Here is a 19,111-nt window from a genome sequence, read left to right as displayed (position 1 = left end):
CTTAAGTAATTTTTGAGGGATTTCGAAATGGCAACTATCTCTAGAATAAGCAGGCGATATTTCATTTTATTTTTCTTTGCAATTAGTTTCAGCCACACTTGTGCTGCTTTGCAGAGTGCGCCGCCAAGATACGCTCCAGAAATTATATCAATCCTGCAATCCCATGCTTATATACAAGAACACAAAGCGCCACTTTATTGGAAGCTAAGTCCTTATTACATCCATCAACGTAATGATAGTTCTTGTTCTTTGGCCACAGCTGCGATGGTAATTAATGCTGCACTTTCCAATCAACTCTTTTCCAAAACAAAATTAGCAACCCAGGATGACATCTTGAATCGTGTAAAAGACAAGGATTGGGAAAAAGGAGTTCAAGTTGATGGAGATGGGGTTACATTAGAACAATTTAAATTGCTTCTAGCAAAAGCTTTTGAAGCTTATGGATTGCATGGTTTCACCATTCAATTGATTCATACACAAGATAGTAGCAAGTCAACCGAATCAGTACTGCATAAACATCTTATAGAGAGTGAAGCAGGACAGTCATTTATAATTGCTAATTTTAATCAGAAATTTTTCACCGGGGATGAAAGTGTCGGACATTTTGCCCCTATCGGTGCCTATGATATGGCAAAAAGACGTATTTTGATTATGGATCCCGACAGGACCTGGTACGAGCCCTATTGGGTTCCAGAAAAAACTCTGTTAGAAGCTATGGCGACTAAGGATATGGATGCTCAGCAGTACCGTGGTTATCTTGTTATTAAATTCAATGAAAATCGAAATCTTAAAGCTAGTCATTTAAGTTCAATTAGAAATCAAATGTCTTCTTACGAGAACAAAAAAGAATATTAGAGGACGATTTGGCTTGGGTTTTATCTTGTAGGAGTCCAAGAAATTTCTCAATCTATAGCGAGAAATTATCATGTTCAAAGTGTCTTAATAACTTGCATCTTTGATTAACTTATTGAAAAATAAGTATTTATTAAAACCGTGTAAGAAAAATATGCTCTCGTATTTAAAATAAGCACTCTTGCAGAGTAAAACGCCAATTGCTAAATTTTAATTATGACTTCAACGGATTTGGGGTCTGCTCAAAAGGATTTGTAATCATATGGAAATGATGGTCAGGGATGAAATATCAGGATAGGATATCTTGATTGGAAGACTGCTAAGCCAGGGCGATGCCCTGGCTTTATTTTTTATACAGTTACATAACCTGAGTGCGAGAGGTAGTAGCTGTCAGGATAATAGGCAAAAACCACGGAACCATTTTTAATGGTATTAATTACAGGTTTTGCCAGTGTTTTAGCGATTGAAGGACAACCCCAGCTTCGACCTGCACGGCCTGATTTTTTGATGAAGTCAGGTTCTACATACCATGCACCATGAATTACTACACGTCTATTATAGGCGTTATCATTAAAACCACGCTCCAAACCTTGTAAATTTAGAGAGTAACCTTTTGAGCCAATATAGGTATTGCGAGTAATATAAGTTCCCAGACTGCTTTCTTTGCTAGAAGTCTTATTGGAAAAATGATGAGGAATATTTCCGCCGGAATTTCTACCGTGGGCTACATAAGTGTTGTACAATAAGCGTTCTTTGCGAACATCAAATACCCACATACGTTGCTTATTTGAAGGCAAAGAATAATCAATAACGGTTAGAACGGGCTTTTTAACGGCACCTTTGTCGGCTGCTTTTTTATAAGCTGTTAGAGCGAGCTTTAAAACCCTTCTATTGAGTTGAGGTGCTTTTTGACTAAGGTGCTGCACCTCTTTGTTGACATCAAATCCAGTTTTAGCTGGAAGGGTTGTATGAGTCATACTGGTTGAAAAAAACGCGGCAGAAAGAAAGCTTAAAATTGTATTCATAACACTCCTTTTTTCTCTGTTTAACGCATGAAACGTGGTCTCAAAAAACTGGTAATTATATTTACAACTAAGGTAAATGTAAAATTAGACGAAAATTACTTGTTCATTTGGGGAAAATATTAATCAATTCAAAAGGTTAAAGATTAATGATAAGTTAATAATTGAATTAAAATTGAACATAAAGTGTAAAATTAGATTCAAAAAAGATGAAATTTAGTCAATTCACTGTTTAAAATTTATTCTTTTGTTACAAAATTAGATCTATTTTAAAGGCTAATTTTTCTAAATCACACGATAAAAAAAGGCTGATTTAAAGCGATTGTAGAGATAATTTTGGTCCTGATAGATTTCAATTCGCTATATTCTGAATTATCATCCTTTGATATTTTTTGACCTGTTACATTGGAGAATAACATGCTTGAGCGGTATTCAATACAACTTCCTCAGGGACCGCGTGCATTAATTAACAAAGCATATCGCGTTGATGAATTAACATTAATGACTGAGTTAATTGAAAAAGCTGCCTTAGACAATAGTCAGGTATCCTCTATAAAAAATAAAGCGACTGGTTTGGTTGAGCAAGTCCGTGCTGAGAGAAAAAAAAGCACAGGAATTGATTCGTTTCTTACGCAATACTCTCTCTCAAGTGATGAAGGTATAGCACTTATGTGTTTGGCGGAGGCATTACTGCGAGTGCCAGACAATGCAACAATTGATAGCTTAATCAAAGATAAGCTTAGCAATGCAGATTGGAAATCTCATCGTGGACAAAGTGAGTCTTTTTTTGTTAATGCCACAACCTGGGCATTAATGTTAACGGGTAAGGTCCTCACGCCTGAAAAAGCTGATTCGACTTTAAGTAAGGCATTATTTAAATTATTTAATCGTAGTGGTGAAGGCGTTGTGCGCAAAGCAGTGGATACTGCCATGCGTATTATGAGTAAACAATTCGTTACTGGTCGTACAATTAATGAAGCATTGTCGCGGGCAAAAAAGAAGGAAGCAAGAGGTTATCGTTATTCCTATGACATGCTTGGGGAAGCGGCCCTGACCGCTGCTGATGCCAATCGTTATTTTATTGCCTATAAGGATGCGATTGATGCAATTGGAGCAAGTGTTGATAAAAATGCTCATATTTATCAAAGACCTGGAATTTCTATTAAATTATCGGCTTTGTATCCACGATACCAAGAATCCCAACATGCGCGGGTTATGGAAGATTTACCTCCTAAATTATTGGAATTAGCACAGCTCGCTAAAAAATACGATATTGGATTGACAATCGATGCTGAAGAATCTGAGCGCCTAGAGCTTTCTCTAGACATTATTGAGCGAGTTTTCTGTGATGATAGCTTACATGGTTGGCACGGTTTTGGGATGGCGGTGCAATCATACCAAAAACGAGCATTTTATTTGCTGGATTGGGTTGCTAATTTGGCAAGAAGCAAACAACGTCGCATGATGGTCCGCCTGATCAAAGGTGCCTATTGGGATAGTGAGATTAAAAAAGCACAAATGCTCGGTTTGTCAGAATATCCTGTGTTTACTCGTAAGGTATTTACAGATGTATCTTTTCAAGCTTGTGCAAAAAAATTAATGACAATGACGGATGCTATTTATCCACAGTTTGCAACTCATAATGCTTATTCAGTTGCCATGATTTTAAATGTAGTGGGTGATTATAGGGATTTCGAATTCCAGTGTTTACATGGTATGGGCAATGAATTATATGAACAAATTGTTCCCGCAAACCGCTTAGGTATCCCTTGTCGTATTTATGCTCCTGTAGGTAGTCATGAGGATTTGTTACCCTATTTGGTACGTCGATTGTTAGAGAATGGTGCTAATTCTTCTTTTGTTAATCGTATTGTCGATGAAAAGGCTCCTATTAGTTCATTGGTCGAAGATCCGGTGAGTAAGGCGAATCATTTATTAGGTAAAATAAATCAGAATATTCCACTTCCAGCGTCTATTTTTTTACCAGAAAGAAAAAATTCAAGCGGTATTGATTTTTCTGATAGAGAGGTGGTTGCGAGACTGCAGCAACAATATAGCGAGATGGATTTGTCACGTTGGCAGGCTAAGCCACTATTAGCTGGTAAACAGGGTGGTGAAGTGGATAGAAGTGTTACTTCTCCGCAAAATTTTGATCGTCCTATTGGTCGGGTTAGTAATGCTACAGTAGAAGATGTTGATTGGGCTTTAATTCAGGCTGAGAAAGCTTTCTCTGCATGGAGTAACACGCCAGTTAGCGAACGCACAGCTTGCATCGAACGTTTTGCAGAGCTCTTAGAAGAGAATATGTCAGAGTTATTGGCCATGACCTGTCTTGAAGCTGGAAAAACCTGGAATGACGGCGTTGCTGAAATTCGTGAGGCCGTTGATTTCTGTCGCTATTATTCAATGATGGCCGATAAACTTATGGCGAAGCCAATGCGTCTCCATGGCTACACAGGTGAGTTAAATGAGCTCAGTTTACATGGCCGAGGGGTTATTGCCTGCATCAGTCCTTGGAATTTTCCTTTAGCAATTTTTACAGGACAAGTAGTTGCAGCCTTAGTGACAGGAAATTGTGTTGTTGCCAAACCTGCTGAGCAAACATCCATTATTGCCACGTTTGCTGTCCAGTTAATGCATCAAGCAGGGATTCCTGCTTCGGTTGTACAATTATTGCCGGGCAGTGGTGAAGTAGTAGGGGCTCACTTAGTTGCTGATCAACGTGTAAAAGGCGTAATTTTTACCGGGTCGACACAAACGGCCGCAAGTATTAATAGCACTTTGGCAACTCGTGGAGGAGAAATTATTCCTTTAATTGCTGAGACAGGTGGTCAGAATGCAATGATTGTGGACTCTTCTGCGTTATTAGAGCAAGTTACCGTAGACGTAATTACTTCCGCCTTTGGTAGCGCAGGTCAACGTTGTTCGGCTCTACGGGTTCTGTTTGTTCAAGAAGAAGTTTATCCTCGTATGATTACCCTGTTAAAAGGGGCAATGGCTGAGCTACAAGTTGGTGATCCTCGATGGTTAGCAACCGATTTAGGGCCTGTTATTGATGCTGATGCTTTGGCAGGATTAAGAGCTCATGTAGATACTATGCAAAAAGAACATGAAATTATCTATCAGTGCAAATTATCTGAAGAATGTAGCAATGGTTATTTCATGCCTCCTACTGCAATAGCTATTAAAAACATGTCTGCTCTTCAAAAAGAAGTGTTTGGTCCAGTTTTGCATGTAATTAGCTATAAGCGAAAAGCTTTAGACAGCGTTATTGAGCAAATTAATAATACGGGTTATGGCCTGACTTTAGGAATTCACAGTCGTATTAATCAAACTGTAGAATACATTCGTTCGCGTATTCATGCAGGAAACTGCTACGTGAATCGGAATATGATTGGTGCGGTGGTTGGATTGCAACCTTTCGGTGGAGAAGGACTTTCTGGAACTGGTCCTAAGGCTGGAGGCCCTTACTATTTATTGCGTCTATGCCATGAGCGTACCTATACCGTGGATACAACTGCAGCAGGTGGCAATGCAAGCTTAATGTCACTTCCTGAGGGTTATTAACCGGTATCATACTCTTGTGTTCCGCGCTTATGCGCGGAACCTACTTATTATTTGGATAGGCGCTTGTGCAGGTAGGAAGAGCTGTTGCTATTGTATCAATTAGGCGCTAAAGAGGCTTACAAGTGCAGAGGATTCGTAAGTCTTAAGCATTTGTCATCTTTTCTGAACAATTTATCGACTTTTTAATAGACATATTGTTTATATATGGTGTCATTCCCGCGTAGGCGGGAATCTATTTATCTATAAATTCTTAACTTGCAGGAGATGAATTCCCGGCTACACGGAATAACATTCAATTAGAAGGGTTAATTAAAGTTATTATTGATTTTGAGGAAGCCAGCATATTAATCTATATAATGATCTGGATGGGTTTTATCAAATACTTCTTCATGCTTTTTGGCAAACCACCAAGGTAAAACTACAAATAAGAATAAACCACCGATTAAAAAGCCTTCAAAGAAATAAATATTATCAATAGGAATTTGTGTTGGTGGAACAAAGCCAATGAGCATGGCTCCGATACAGCATAAGGTCCCAATGCCTGCAACCAGACACATTACTCCGTTTCCACCCGGTATCTTATAACTACGTGGTTGATTAGGTTTACTGTAGCGTAGTTTTATCGCAGCCGAGAACATAAACACATAAACTAATAAAGCCATTTGTGCACTTAAATCGCTAAGAATCCAATAGGCTGCATTAACTGAATCAAATAGAATAAAGACAGAACTTAAAAGGGAAAAGATAATTCCTTGAGTCATTAAGATAGCAACAGGGGCACCATGACGATTAACTTTAGAAAATATTTCTGGCAAAGAACCATCTTGGGCAGAAACCAGGAGACCTTTGGTCGGACCGATAATCCACGCCGATACGCCACTTAACCCACCAAGAATAATGAGAATTGCGATTATTGCAGTCATCCAGGGTGTCTGATAGGCAGCAAAAAATGTTGCATAAGCATCAATTAATCCTGAAACAACACTTAATTGTTGATTAGGGACCACAATAACAATCGCTAATGAACCTAACACAAGCGTTGCAAAGATAAGAATAGCTGAATAAAGAATGGCGCGGGGATAATCCCGTTGCGGATTTTTAACTTCTTCAGCATGCACGGCGGACATTTCCATGCCAAGCAACCCAAATAAAACAGCAGAAAAGAGTGATAAATTGCCAATTGAACTAAAGTCAGGCAGCCAGGTTGACGGCATGTCAACAGAAATCGGACGACCTTGAAGTAACCATATTGCTCCCAGAATACTAATACCAAGCATAGGTAAAATAGTTCCAAGAATCGCACCAATAGTGCTTACAATGCTGGAAACGCGCATACCAAAGCAGTTTAATAAAGTAAATATCCAAAACAGGCTCAGAGCTGTCCCTAATAAGTAAATTTTATTATTTGCTAATTGTGGAGCAAAAAGATAAGAGAGCGTTGCTGCAATAAAAGCGAGTATTGTGGGGTACCAAACTACATTGTAGATCCATTGCAGCCAGATGGTAATAAATCCGGCTCGTCGCCCAAATGCTTCACGAACCCAGACATATAATCCACCTGTGTTAGGGTATGCTGTTGCTAATTCGGCTGCAACCAGTGCCACAGGGATAAAAAAAGTAAAGGCTGCAACCAGGTAATAAGATACCAAGGGTAAACCTAATTTTGCACTCATTGGCAGTGTTCGCAAGCTATCAACGGCAATGACGTTGATCATAACCAGCGAAAAGACTGATAAAACTTTTTTGGGGTGCATGCGAAATCCTTAAGGGATGCTAGAGAAATTGATGGTGAATGACGGAAAGGCTTTATGAAAAATGCTAATTTTTTTACTAAAAATTATTTTTAACTCAGTCATTTACTATGCTTAACCTCTTTCATCATAATTTTAGCTTTTTCATATATCCTTGATGTCAGGCAGGGACAATCAAGCTAAATTGTAAGCGGCAAAATTTAGCAGTTTAACTATATAAAATCAATCAGTCTGGGATGTTGAAGAGAGCAAAATCAATAGCTTCCCAGCTCAAGACTGAGAAGCTATTGCAAGCTTACATTAGGTTGCGAAGTACATACTGTAAAATACCGCCATTACGGTAGTATTCCAGTTCATTCATAGTATCGATGCGGCAAAGCACATCTACTTTTTCCTGACTACCAGTTAATCGCTCAATAAGCATGGTTAATTTAGCACCAGGCCGTAAAGAGTCATTTACTTCAATGCTAATGCGTTCAGTACCGTCCAAGCCTAAAGTTAATCGACTAGTACCCTCCATAAACTGCAGTGGCAATACACCCATACCAATTAAATTAGAACGGTGTATACGTTCAAAGCTTTCAGTAATAACAGCTTTGACTCCCAGTAAATTAGTTCCTTTAGCTGCCCAATCCCGAGAAGAGCCCGTTCCATATTCCTTGCCAGCAATAATAACCAATTGCTCACCTTGTTCTTGATAAAGCATAGAGGCATCATAAATCGGCATCACTTCATTAGAGGGAATATGGCGTGTAATGCCACCCTCAATTCCTGGAGTCATTTCATTGCGAATACGAATGTTAGCGAAAGTACCTCGCATCATGACTTCATGGTTACCACGTCTTGAACCATAGGAGTTAAAATCAGCTTCACTGACTCCTTTTGATTTTAAATACAAACCGGCAGGGGAGTTTGTTTTAATGGAACCTGCAGGTGAAATATGATCCGTAGTAATCGAGTCACCCAACAACGCTAATACATAGGCTCTATTTATTGGTTTAATAGAGTCAGGTTTTCTTGAAAGATTGTCAAAGAAGGGTGGGTGTTGAATATAAGTAGAATCTTTATTCCAGCTGTAAGTTGAGTCGCTACCTGTTTGAATTGCTTGCCAGCTAGCGTCCCCTTTAAAAACTTCAGCATATTCTTTGCGGAACATTGTACCGCTTACTTTGGCCACTTCAAAAGCTACCTCAGCATTCGTTGGCCAGATATCTTTAAGGAATACATCGTTTCCATTGGGATCTTGACCAATAGGCTCCTTACTTAAATCAATGCAAGCAGTGCCGCATAATGCATAAGCGACAACTAATGGGGGTGAGGCTAACCAGTTAGCACGTACTTGGGGATGCACTCTGCCTTCAAAATTGCGGTTTCCAGAAAGTACAGAGCATACAACCAAATCGTTATCATTCACGCAGTCAGAAACGATATCAGGCAGCGGCCCAGAATTACCGATACAAGTCGTACAGCCATAGCCAACCAGATTAAATCCTAATTTATCAAGGTAAGGTTGCAAGCCCGCATGCTTTAAGTAGTCAGTTACTACTTTGGAGCCAGGAGCTAACGACGATTTAACCCAAGGCTTACGACTTAAACCTTTTTCAATTGCTTTTTTGGCAACTAAACCGGCCGCCATAAGAACACTTGGATTAGATGTGTTGGTGCAACTTGTTATCGCAGCAATAACGACATCACCATGACGCATTTCGTACTCATTATTTTTAACCGGGAATCTGTTTTCTTTCTCTAATCCTTTGCCAACGCTTGCTAAAAATGAATCGAAGGCTTCCGGGAGTGTTTGCAAATTCACTTTATCCTGGGGTCGTTTAGGACCTGCTAAAGAAGGTTCAACGGAAGTTAAATCGAGGCTTAATGTATCAGTGAACACAGGGTCCTCAATTGTACTGTCATACCATAAGCCTTGAGCTTTGCAGTAGGCTTCAACTAATGCAATTGTATGGGAATCACGGCCAGTTAATTCCAAGTAACGTAGGGTTTCTTTATCAACTGGAAAGAAACCACAAGTAGCACCGTACTCTGGTGCCATGTTAGAAATGGTAGCACGATCGGCTAATGGTAAATCGGCAAGACCAGGGCCATAAAACTCAACAAATTTACCAACTACACCTTTTTGACGAAGCATCTGCGTTACTGTTAAAACGAGATCCGTAGCGGTAATGCCTTCTCTCAGCTTTCCTGTTAACTTAAATCCGATTACCTCTGGAATTAACATGGAAACAGGTTGCCCTAACATGGCTGCCTCCGCTTCAATACCGCCAACTCCCCAACCTAATACGCCCAAGCCGTTGATCATTGTTGTATGCGAATCTGTACCGACCAGGGTATCTGGGTAAGCATAACGTTTACCGTTGACCTCGTTTGTCCAGACAGTTTTCCCTAAGTATTCTAAGTTGACTTGATGACAGATACCGGTGCCTGGAGGAACAACCTGGAAGTTGGCAAATGCTTTTTGTCCCCAGCGTAAAAATTCATAACGCTCTTTATTGCGTCTAATTTCAATTTCTGTATTAATTTCAAGTGCATCAGGACTGGCAAATTTATCGACCATAACTGAGTGGTCAATGACTAAATCAACAGGGGAAAGTGGAGAAATTTTCTCAGGATTGCCCCCCAGCTTTGCTAAAGCATCGCGCATTGCAGCTAAATCAACTACAGCGGGTACTCCAGTAAAATCCTGCATGAGAACTCGTGCGGGACGATAAGCAATTTCATGCTGCGAGGTTTTAGTCTTTAGCCATTCAGCAATTGCTTTTATATCAGCGGTTGTCACCGTAGTACCATCTTCAAAACGTAACAAATTTTCAAATAGTACTTTCAGAGAGTAGGGTAAACGATTAATTCCAGGGAAGTGATTTTTCTCTGCTTCTTTAAGACTGAAGTAATTATATGCTTTACCATCTACTGATAATTGAGATTCAGTTGAAAGACTGTTTTGACCAACTTTCATATGCACCAACTCCATTGAGTTTCAAAAACGCTAATAATAGCTGAAATAAAATAAGTTTTCATGAGGCGCAAATTCAAAATTTTATAAAAAAAGAAGAGGCACTACATGGAGTACCTCGCGAATGAGAATTATTATCATTTAGTTGGCGGATAACAGGCTTGCTTCTGACTCTATTGAAGGTGAATTTAAATCCTTTTGAGAAGTTAAATTTAAGTAGAGTTGATGAAACAATATATCTTCTTCTTTTTTTATTTTCATCTGATTGGGAAGTGTCTCGGCAGCTGCATAAAATCCAGTAGGAAGGAGAATCGAAATTGCAATTCCAAGGGCTATTAAACTAACGGGAATACTGAAAGGAAGCGTAATAAAACTTAAAACAAGCACGGCTAAACTGGTTTTCAAAAGAGCAGCATTAACTTCATCAAATAGCGTATAAGAGTAGCATCCATTTTCACCACCTACATGACAATAATAGGATGAGGTGTAGTAATGATCAATGAAGTCAGGAATATCACTGGGTGATTTAACGCAATTCATTAGTGTTTTAGCGAAAAGTGCATAACAAAGCAGAATGGATTCCTTTTCTGATGCGTGTTTTGACTGGATAATTTGCTGTTGGAAAATTGACTGTTTTTGCCTTATCAGTGTAATAATTTCTTCATCCGTAAAATAGTTAAGTGCATTTAAAAGTGCAGCATCAATTTGCTGCTTAGTTACTTTAGATTTTTGTCTAAAAAAAGTAAGCATAATCTTCATCCTTGATTAGTGTGCCTCAAATGAGATTATCATGCTCAAAAAAACGGACTATTAGTTTTACATCGGAGTAATAATTTTTAACGAAATAGTTAATCTAAGCGGGAACTAAAATAATATAAATACAGTATAACTGACGATGACAAAAGCAATTTTCTCGACATTTCTAATCTCGAATTCTTGATTAAAAATTTTTTATTTTTCCATTGAGTCATGTTTTTCTTGATTCTTTTTAAGCAAAACTTCTTGCTTTCTATATCATTTTTTTCTAGTTAAGGATAAAAAATTTAAGTGGAAAGGGTTGAGGATTGGGAGCATGAAGCGTATTTTGGAAATATAATCTAAAATTCTAAAAGCATCACAGCTTAATTTTAATTGGTATACATTTTGCAAGAAGCTGTCGATAACCAAGGAGTGTTTGATGCTTGATTTTATTCAATTAATGTCGATACAACAGAGTACGGAGATAAATAAAAAGTTGCAAATCGAGGAAATGGATCCCCAAGACCTTCAAGAAAATGCAACGTTTATAGCGCTCATGGCTGAATTTTTAGCGAATCAATCATCGGAAAATAATATTGAAATTACTCCAGTAGAATCTGCGAGTGAAGAGGTATTAAATAAAGAGTTAGAGAAGTTAGAGCTAGAAGTTCTTCCAATAGATATTTCAAATGAAATCCAGGCATTGCCGCTTGAGGCCCAAATTCAAACAGATGAAGGTACGTTTGCTGAGGAAGAAAAGGTTGATGATGATAGCCTTATCGAGAATAGTATGCCGCTTCTCTGGTTTAGCGCGACTTCTTTTGAACCACCCGCCAATATTACGAATATCACTGAAGCTGCTAATATCGTTGATTCACCTGTTAGTGACACAACAAGTACTGATTCCCTAACCACGAGTAACAAAAATAGTAATCCCGAGGTCAATGTAAATGCAGAGGTAATAATATCAACTCAGATTGACTCCACATTAAAGCAACTCAATATTGAAGATTCGAATGTTGTTGCGTTAGTCAATAAAAATATGAAAGAAAGTGATGCCAGAGTTAGTAATCAAGCTGCCATTAATGAAATAGGCCAAGACTCTCCCAAGTTAAAAATACCTCTGAAAATTATTGATACTTCTTTGGAGTCGCAAACTACTGAAGAAATAACAAGAGTACCTATAAAAGCAACAAACAACTTGCCAGAATCATTTGAAACTAAATCTTTACTTAATCAAATAACGAATGATAAAAATGGTACGACCACTATTAATTCACCCCAAACGCCAATGAACCAGGAGTATAAAGTAGTCACCACAAATGAAATTTCTCCGAAAATACTTAATTTGACGCAAAACATATCTAATCCGGATTGGAGCGATAACTTCAGCCAGCAAATTATGTGGCTTGGACAACAAAAAATTAAAACAGCAATTATAAAATTGAATCCTCAGGAATTAGGGCCTCTGGAGGTAAATATTAAGCTTGTGAAAGAGGCTGCTAGTGTCAATATAACAACTCATTCCAATCAAGTACGTGATTTAATTGAACAAACTATTCCTAGGCTTAAAGATATGTTGTCTGAGCAGGGAGTGAATCTCTCCCAAGTTAATATTGAGTCTAATGATCGTCAACGCTACGCTTCTTGGGAAAATAATGACCAACGGTTTAATAATAAAGAAGTGGGTGAGGAAGACATTGCGATAACACCTATAACCAGTCTTAAAAATAGAGGCATCGTTGATTATTTTGCATAAATTTCTTGACTAAAAATTTTTAACTATTCAATATGAATTAAACTCGTCAACAAGGATTGTTGCGTGTCAAAAAATAAACTTCTTGCCGATTGGATAAAAAAAAACAACTATCTTCTTAACCCTTTGGCCTCGCGTGAATGGGACGACCTTGTTGCTGAGAAAGAAGCGCAAATCGAAATAAAAAAAAGCAAAGGCCCCTTATTGTATTGTTACATTGAACAAAAATTTGCTTCTGATCATGCAAGAATAGTCGATGTTAAATTAAGAGAAGCATTTGCAAAACTTTCGATAGCGGATTTTTCAAATCCTTCTGGATTTGCTGAAAGAAAAAAGGCTAGCACAAGAGTAGAGAATTTTTTCAATGTTCGTAATGCATTAGCGTTTTTTATTAAAGACGATATTAAACAGCATGCTAAAAGAGATTCTCAGCTTAACGCCTTTCGTAGATGGATTACGGTTGCAGACCTCTTAAAAGAAAAGCATTGTTATGAAGGGTATTTTTTAGTCGTTAGTGTTCTGCTGCAGGTAGATATTGATTTTAAATATAACAAGGATTTACCCAAGTATTGCCGTAAAAAATTTGATAAGCAATGTATAACAATTTCTCCTACAAGTAATTTTGCCAATCTACGCCGAGAAATCAGCAACAATAATTCGGATAAAAAATTTACTCCAATTTGCATAAGATCTAAGGATATTACAGCATTAAATACTGTAATAAATGATAGTGATGATAGTGCGGTGAAACATTCCAAATATTCTTCTTATCAATTAAAACAAAAAATTTTAGTAGATATTCTTTGTGAACGAGAAAAACCTTTAACTAAGTTACCTCAAAATTTAAGTCAAAAATATGAAGGCATTGAAGAGCAATATAAGAAAGATATGGCTAAACAAAGTGAAGTGGAAGTTCCTGACGTTGTTAATGTTGCAGCAAAAGTTACAGGGGTTGCAAATGTCAAAGACAGTAAAACCGATAACGAGAATGTTGGCAGTGTATCAAATACAAGCAAAACGCCAACGGATTCAAATCTTTATCGTGACCTATTACCTTCATTTTGGCATCGTAAATGTTCTAAAAGAGAGTATTGGAAAAAGGCATTTGCTGCTCCTCATGACAGTCCTGCCGTGTCTAAACCTTGATAGAGATATAGAGTTACATAGCATACGCTTGTAAAATTTAGGTGAGATAGAAGTTAAGAAGAGACTAATAGCTTAATCCACAAGAAGTAAATAATACAGCTATTCAAGCAATGTTTGATAATCATGGGCCTATATACAACGTTTTACGCAACGAATGACCATACCATTCCAGGTGTTAACTAAACAGTTTCTTTGACATATGGTTCGATGCCCTAGATAAATGGTATTCCATCCAGTCCAATAAGCTCTAGGACGATGATAGTGTCTCCAAGGCCCCCAATAGCGACCTGGATATGTATCATAGACATAAAAATAAGCCAACTGAGTGGGTTGAAAATTTTTACTTACTGTGGATGGTTGTACTGTGGCTGCTTGCGCTGTGGTTGTATACCCTATAGCTATAAAAATCAGAAAAAAAGCAGTTAAAATGGGTAGTAGCTTAAATTCTTTAACGGAATAATTGTTCATATCCTTTGTACTCAGTGTAGTTTGTCCTTATATAAATTATAGGATATTGAGCAATTTTAAAACAAATCCTCATGGTTGCTGAATAGCAAAAAAATGATAAATTGGAAGCAACCAATAATAATCAAGACTCATATGAATCAGAAATTGCAAAAATTTGTTTTGATAACGACGCTTATCTATAATTCTCAATTATTTTCGGCATCTATTGATTTGCCTGCTTGCCCAGCTAAGATTAATGTTAAGGAAAATTTGACTAGTCTTCCTACAGATTGGGAGTTATTGCCTGCCACCTCTAATCATTTCCTCGTCGCTATTTCTATCTATTCTGGTCATCCAGATGAGTTGGCAAGTCTTAAGCCTGATTTTATAAGCAAGAAAAAAGCAAAATGGTCATTTTCTGCCAATGAGAGCGTTTATATAGTATGTGAATACAATAAAACCAGCATTCGACTGACTAGTCGATTACCAGCAAATTTGAGTTCATGTGAAGTCAATTTTGACCCATCGACTAGAAGTGAAAGCGGGTTTCTTCCTAAACAAGTTAATTGCTATAAGAGACATTAATGAATATACGCATGAAATGAGTTCATGCGTATAAGATTTATCCTGCTGCTATGACAAGTTCTGCCTTTCTACTTTCTTCAACAAACTCAGTGCCTCTGGTTTGTCGATTAAAAAAGTAGGGAAGAGTATTTCCTGAATATTTTGAATAAGCAAACAAGGCAATGACACCGGGGATAACACCCGTAGCTACAATAGCAATGACTGTTAAACTGGCACGTAAAAATCTCTTCCAAGGGGCATCACGGTGGAAATTAAGATCGTCCTCAATAGCAGCAAGAGACTCTTTAAACTTCTCCAGGCGCTGGCTTGCTAAAGGCACATTTTCTGTGTCAGCTAAGCCTTGTTTAAGTTGATGAACAGCATTAAATTTGCTTGTTATTCTTGTATACGCTACCTGAGTTTTTTCGTCCGCAAAAGTATGATTAGGCAGTGGATCATTGGGGTTATGTGTTTTTAATTCAGGCAGTAGAATTTTGGCCCCTGCTAGCAAATAGTCTAAATACTCATCTGTTAAAGGAATGAGTCGTTTATTGATTACCCAGGCTTTTTCCACCTCTGTAAGCGATTGCAGATTACTCACCAAATCCTTTTGATTTTCAGTTTCCGCCTCTAACGTTTGTACCTTTTCTTTTAACTCTTTATTGTCATCTGTAGCTTGTTTAAGTTGGCCACGTAGCTTTTCTTCTTTCCCTTTTAATTCTGCAATTTCACTCGCCTGTTCTTGAGAGTTGTTAGTTAAATCATCTAGTTCAGGTGAGGAGGCGCCAAGAGCTATGGCTTCGTTTTTAATCAGTGCAAAAAAAGAAGCACTTATATTATGAGGCTTATTGCGTAAATCAACTTGCTTTTCTTTAAGCAATTTTGCACCCATCTTGATGAGAGCTTCGCAGCGAAAGCCAAGCTGCTGGCTATCAATTTGCAATTTTTGTGGGAAAATAAGTTCAGTTATTTTTATGTAATCATTCTGTAAATTGACTGCTAAATTATAAAGCTGCTCAATATCATTTAGATAGGTCTCAACAGATAATTGTTGAGCTTCAAAGAAATCTTGTAGTCGTGATGTTTTTTCACTCGCGATAATACCATTGATTTGCTCTTTTTGTTCGAGTGATAAACTATCATTCGCTCCCACTTGTAGAAGCTCATGAACTAATGCTTCTTTTACTTTTTCAACAGTGACCGGCATAACTTTTCTTAAATTTTCTCTTACTGTGGTCAGTGTGCCAGTAGGATCATTTTCAACCTCTAAATTTTCCAAAAACTTTTGAAAAATAGCCTGTTCAAAGTATTCTGGAGAGGCTAAGAAAAATTCTATTTGCATATTCAAGCTGATAAATTGCTCTAGAATGGATTGATAATGAGTTTCTGCGGTACGTTTTAAACCATTTTGTAGAAAAGTATTGCATTTTTCGAGGATTGCACGGTTGCCTTTTGAAATTTTTTCGTCGCCAAGATTAACGGCGTCCTTTAATATGCTAAAAGGTTTTGTAATGACTTCCCGCAATTTCTGAGTTTCTTCAGCGGATAAATGATTTCTCAAGTATTTTTGACTAATCTGATCAACGAGTATAGATAAGCCCTCAAAAAAGATATCTTGGCCTTTGGTTTGTTTTAGTAACTCTAATAGCTTCGATTCCGAGGTGTCGCTGGACATCATTTGAGAGATTAATTCTTCAAGCGCCTTTGCTATTGCAGTGACTAAAACATCAGGGGTTGCGTCAGCAAGATTATCAAATTGTACATACTCTCTTAAGTAAAGCATTGCATGCTCAGGATTAATAAATCCACCTTGCATTTCTGGAGAAACATCTTTCATGCTTTTATGGTTATGACCGCGAAAATGCACAAATCGAGTGCGATCTTCTGCGTACTGTGCCCCTAAATAAGCATACGAACCATTTGAAAAAGAGCGATAAGCCGCATCGTTTTCTTTTATAATAAGATACTTTTGTAATAAAAGTTGATATCTTTTAGGTTCTTCTGCCGCTAAAAATTCATTTAAAGCCGGATCAAGGCTATTATGTCCCAGGTCAAGATCGTAATTGTTGCTGGGAAAGATGCCTGATGTACGATGGAGAAAATGAAATAATTTATATAAGACAAGGTCTTGGACTGCTGTGGTATCGCGGTTTTCAATTTCCTTAGAAACTTCTACTAACTGTTGATTATAACGATTACCACTACCTGTACCATGATGACCGGGTATTACAATAGGTTGCAGGCCTTCAGGAACAATTGGGGTAAAGCAGCGGGTGCGTTCATCACGATATAATAATAACTCATAATCATTGCAAGAAGGTTGTTCAAAGAATCGCTCGTCATACCAACCCACAGGCAGTTTCAGAAAGCCGCCACCGGGCACAGGATCAATTAAGAATGGATTAATTTTCATCTCGTTCAAGCGATTTAATAATTCTTTTCTTAAAGCCAGGGTGTCTTCAGCCGCTTGATTTTTAAAAAAAGTCTGGGCTGCTTTGCAAGTATAGCTGCATGGACTTGCTGCAAGGATTTCGTGTAAGGGTTTGTTAGGCTCCTCCTGCAGTGCTTTCTTAATACGAGCTAATTCACTCATCACTAATATTGTTTCAACAGCACCTCTACTGTGGGCAGGAATTTGCAATGTTTTTTTGCCATTTGCTGCAGCGCGTAAGGCTAAAAAAACGCCTTGAGCAATACGTTCACCCACTTCAGATCCCAGGGTCGTAGGACCATTTAACACATCAACTGATGGCGAAGAGTAGGATAGCGGTTCACCCGGTTTTCCAGTCTCTGCTTCCTCGCCTAAAATGTTTACAACAACTTGCGCGGCATAAGAAAGTGTTTCTCCACGTTCGTAGGATTTCTGTTCTGTTAGATTGGGTAGCGTAATGGTGGGTTTTGCGGTAAAGACCGTATCCGTGCCTAAAAAAAATAAAAAGTGATTTTCTTGAGCAGCTTTTTCTTTCCCAAGGAGCGAAAAAATCTCGTTTAAATCATTTGGCTTAGGCATGTGTACTCCAATAGGCTTTTAGTTAAATCAGTCCTTTGGAATTAAGCACAATCCTTCGTTTTGTGTGGTCGCCGTATTTAGATAAATTGCTTATGCTAAAAAATAGCGATTAAATGTACCGATTGTACTTAAATTGATCTTAAATGTCAATGAATATGTGCCTCTAAAACTAGTAAAAATCTATAAATTAACGGTAATTAGAGTTTTACCTTACGCAAAAAAATCTTAATCTGTATACTAATGATTATCATTTCTCATTTCCTATAATCTATGAACTCACTTCATATAACGAATGGTGATTTTTCTGCAGAATTAATAAAGACGGCTTGTAAAACGGAAGACGTTATTGCCTGGCGCGATATTCTTTACGAAGGACCTGTTCGGGGTGATTTAAGTTTTTCTGTATTAGGTGAAGAACGTGCAAAATACCTTGCCACAGCAGGTTATGGCGACGTGGAAAGTAATCTTTACTCTTTTCAAGAGCTGGAAGCGCAGTTATTAAATTTAAAAAATTTTAAAGAAATTATCCTTTGGTTTGAACATGATACCTATGATCAATTGCAATTGCTGCAGGTATTGACATACCTTGCAGATACTAAAGTGAGGGCTGAGCTTTCTTTAATTTGTATTAATCATTATCCAGGAGTGAGTCCTTTTTTAGGGTTAGGGCAATTGGATGAACAACAGATCCATGCGTTATTTCCATGTCGCCAAAAAATAACCAATATACAATTGCAACTGGCGCAAAAATTATGGAATGGATTTACTGCTAATGAGCCCACACAGTTGGTGCAACTGGTAAAAGGCGATTTATCTGCGTTAACTTTCATGAAAAATGCATTGCTAAGATATTTTAGGGAATTTCCCTCAAACCACAATGGTTTAACCTGGACTGAGCAATATATTCTGGATTCCATTATTGCTGGTGTTGACAATGTTGCTGAATTATTTCGACGACTTCCTTTAGTAGAAAAAGAATATTTCCTCGGCATGGGGGATATTACATTCAAACATGTAGTTCGCAATTTGGCAGAAGCTGTAAATCCTTTAGTGGTAATAAAACAAACAGTTGCCGAGTTTGAAGAGTCCGAACTTGAATTAAGTAATCTGGGGGAGCGTGTCGCTAATGGCGACGCGGATTGGATTATACTTAATGGTATTGATTGTTGGCGTGGTGGAGTTCATTTAACTTTGGAGAATGTCTGGCGCTATTCTTTAGCGACTAATGAAATGATTGGCCCATTCAATCTTAAATCCTGATTTGTACTTATAAGGATACCTATAGATAGATGG

At 37.9% G+C, this 19,111-nt stretch carries 12 protein-coding genes; 6 read left to right on the top strand and 6 right to left on the bottom strand.

The features are described from left to right. Positions 1–27 precede the first annotated feature (27 nt). A complete protein-coding gene (locus PXX05_RS06800; RefSeq protein ID WP_275090307.1) occupies positions 28–855 on the top strand; it encodes a phytochelatin synthase family protein in 828 nt (275 codons plus the stop codon). Positions 856–1,202: 347 nt separating this feature from the next. On the opposite strand, the gene PXX05_RS06795 is transcribed toward PXX05_RS06800, so the two are convergent. Next, complete coding sequence (locus PXX05_RS06795) at positions 1,203–1,877, bottom strand: murein L,D-transpeptidase catalytic domain family protein (RefSeq protein WP_275090306.1); 675 nt, start codon at positions 1,875–1,877, stop codon at positions 1,203–1,205. Between the two features lie 414 nt (positions 1,878–2,291). Here PXX05_RS06795 and putA point away from each other — a divergent pair, with 414 nt between their 5' ends. Then, positions 2,292–5,441, top strand: a complete 3,150-nt coding sequence (gene putA, locus PXX05_RS06790; protein WP_275090305.1) for a bifunctional proline dehydrogenase/L-glutamate gamma-semialdehyde dehydrogenase PutA — start codon at positions 2,292–2,294, stop codon at positions 5,439–5,441. Between the two features lie 344 nt (positions 5,442–5,785). Here putA and PXX05_RS06785 read toward each other — a convergent pair whose 3' ends face one another. The 3 genes from PXX05_RS06785 to PXX05_RS06775 all read right to left on the bottom strand — a co-directional run bounded on the left by PXX05_RS06785 (position 5,786) and on the right by PXX05_RS06775 (position 10,907). Further along, positions 5,786–7,195, bottom strand: coding sequence for an APC family permease (locus PXX05_RS06785; protein WP_275090304.1), 1,410 nt, complete (start codon positions 7,193–7,195; stop codon positions 5,786–5,788). A gap of 292 nt (positions 7,196–7,487) precedes the next feature. Then, the gene (gene acnA, locus PXX05_RS06780) at positions 7,488–10,160 is read right to left on the bottom strand and encodes an aconitate hydratase AcnA (RefSeq protein ID WP_275090303.1); all 2,673 of its coding nucleotides are present in this window, start codon (positions 10,158–10,160) and stop codon (positions 7,488–7,490) included. A gap of 138 nt (positions 10,161–10,298) precedes the next feature. Then, a complete protein-coding gene (locus PXX05_RS06775; RefSeq protein ID WP_275090302.1) occupies positions 10,299–10,907 on the bottom strand; it encodes a lpg1689 family Dot/Icm T4SS effector in 609 nt (202 codons plus the stop codon). Between the two features lie 427 nt (positions 10,908–11,334). Between PXX05_RS06775 and PXX05_RS06770 the strand changes: the two genes are divergently transcribed. Together PXX05_RS06770 and PXX05_RS06765 are read left to right on the top strand one after the other, a co-directional pair. After that, positions 11,335–12,654 carry a flagellar hook-length control protein FliK gene (locus tag PXX05_RS06770; RefSeq protein WP_275090301.1) on the top strand — a complete coding sequence of 440 codons (1,320 nt, stop codon included), beginning with the start codon at positions 11,335–11,337 and terminating at the stop codon, positions 12,652–12,654. A gap of 63 nt (positions 12,655–12,717) precedes the next feature. Next, a complete protein-coding gene (locus tag PXX05_RS06765; RefSeq protein WP_275090300.1) occupies positions 12,718–13,797 on the top strand; it encodes a RasGEF domain-containing protein in 1,080 nt (359 codons plus the stop codon). A gap of 129 nt (positions 13,798–13,926) precedes the next feature. Here PXX05_RS06765 and PXX05_RS06760 read toward each other — a convergent pair whose 3' ends face one another. Continuing rightward, positions 13,927–14,265 (bottom strand): hypothetical protein, encoded by a 339-nt coding sequence (locus PXX05_RS06760; protein WP_275090299.1) that lies wholly within the window; start codon positions 14,263–14,265, stop codon positions 13,927–13,929. Positions 14,266–14,397: 132 nt separating this feature from the next. Between PXX05_RS06760 and PXX05_RS06755 the strand changes: the two genes are divergently transcribed. Beyond that, positions 14,398–14,829, top strand: coding sequence for an STY0301 family protein (locus tag PXX05_RS06755; protein WP_275090298.1), 432 nt, complete (start codon positions 14,398–14,400; stop codon positions 14,827–14,829). Between the two features lie 37 nt (positions 14,830–14,866). Here PXX05_RS06755 and PXX05_RS06750 read toward each other — a convergent pair whose 3' ends face one another. Next, positions 14,867–17,818 carry a hypothetical protein gene (locus PXX05_RS06750; protein ID WP_275090297.1) on the bottom strand — a complete coding sequence of 984 codons (2,952 nt, stop codon included), beginning with the start codon at positions 17,816–17,818 and terminating at the stop codon, positions 14,867–14,869. A gap of 270 nt (positions 17,819–18,088) precedes the next feature. Between PXX05_RS06750 and PXX05_RS06745 the strand changes: the two genes are divergently transcribed. Continuing rightward, a complete protein-coding gene (locus tag PXX05_RS06745; protein ID WP_275090296.1) occupies positions 18,089–19,078 on the top strand; it encodes a DUF1835 domain-containing protein in 990 nt (329 codons plus the stop codon). Positions 19,079–19,111: the final 33 nt, after the last annotated feature.

It is taken from the genome of Legionella cardiaca, from assembly GCF_029026145.1.
GTDB classification, from domain to species: Bacteria; Pseudomonadota; Gammaproteobacteria; order Legionellales; family Legionellaceae; genus Tatlockia; species Tatlockia cardiaca.
Note: the sequence above shows the minus strand (reverse complement) of the source record. Positions and strands in the feature narration are given on the sequence as shown.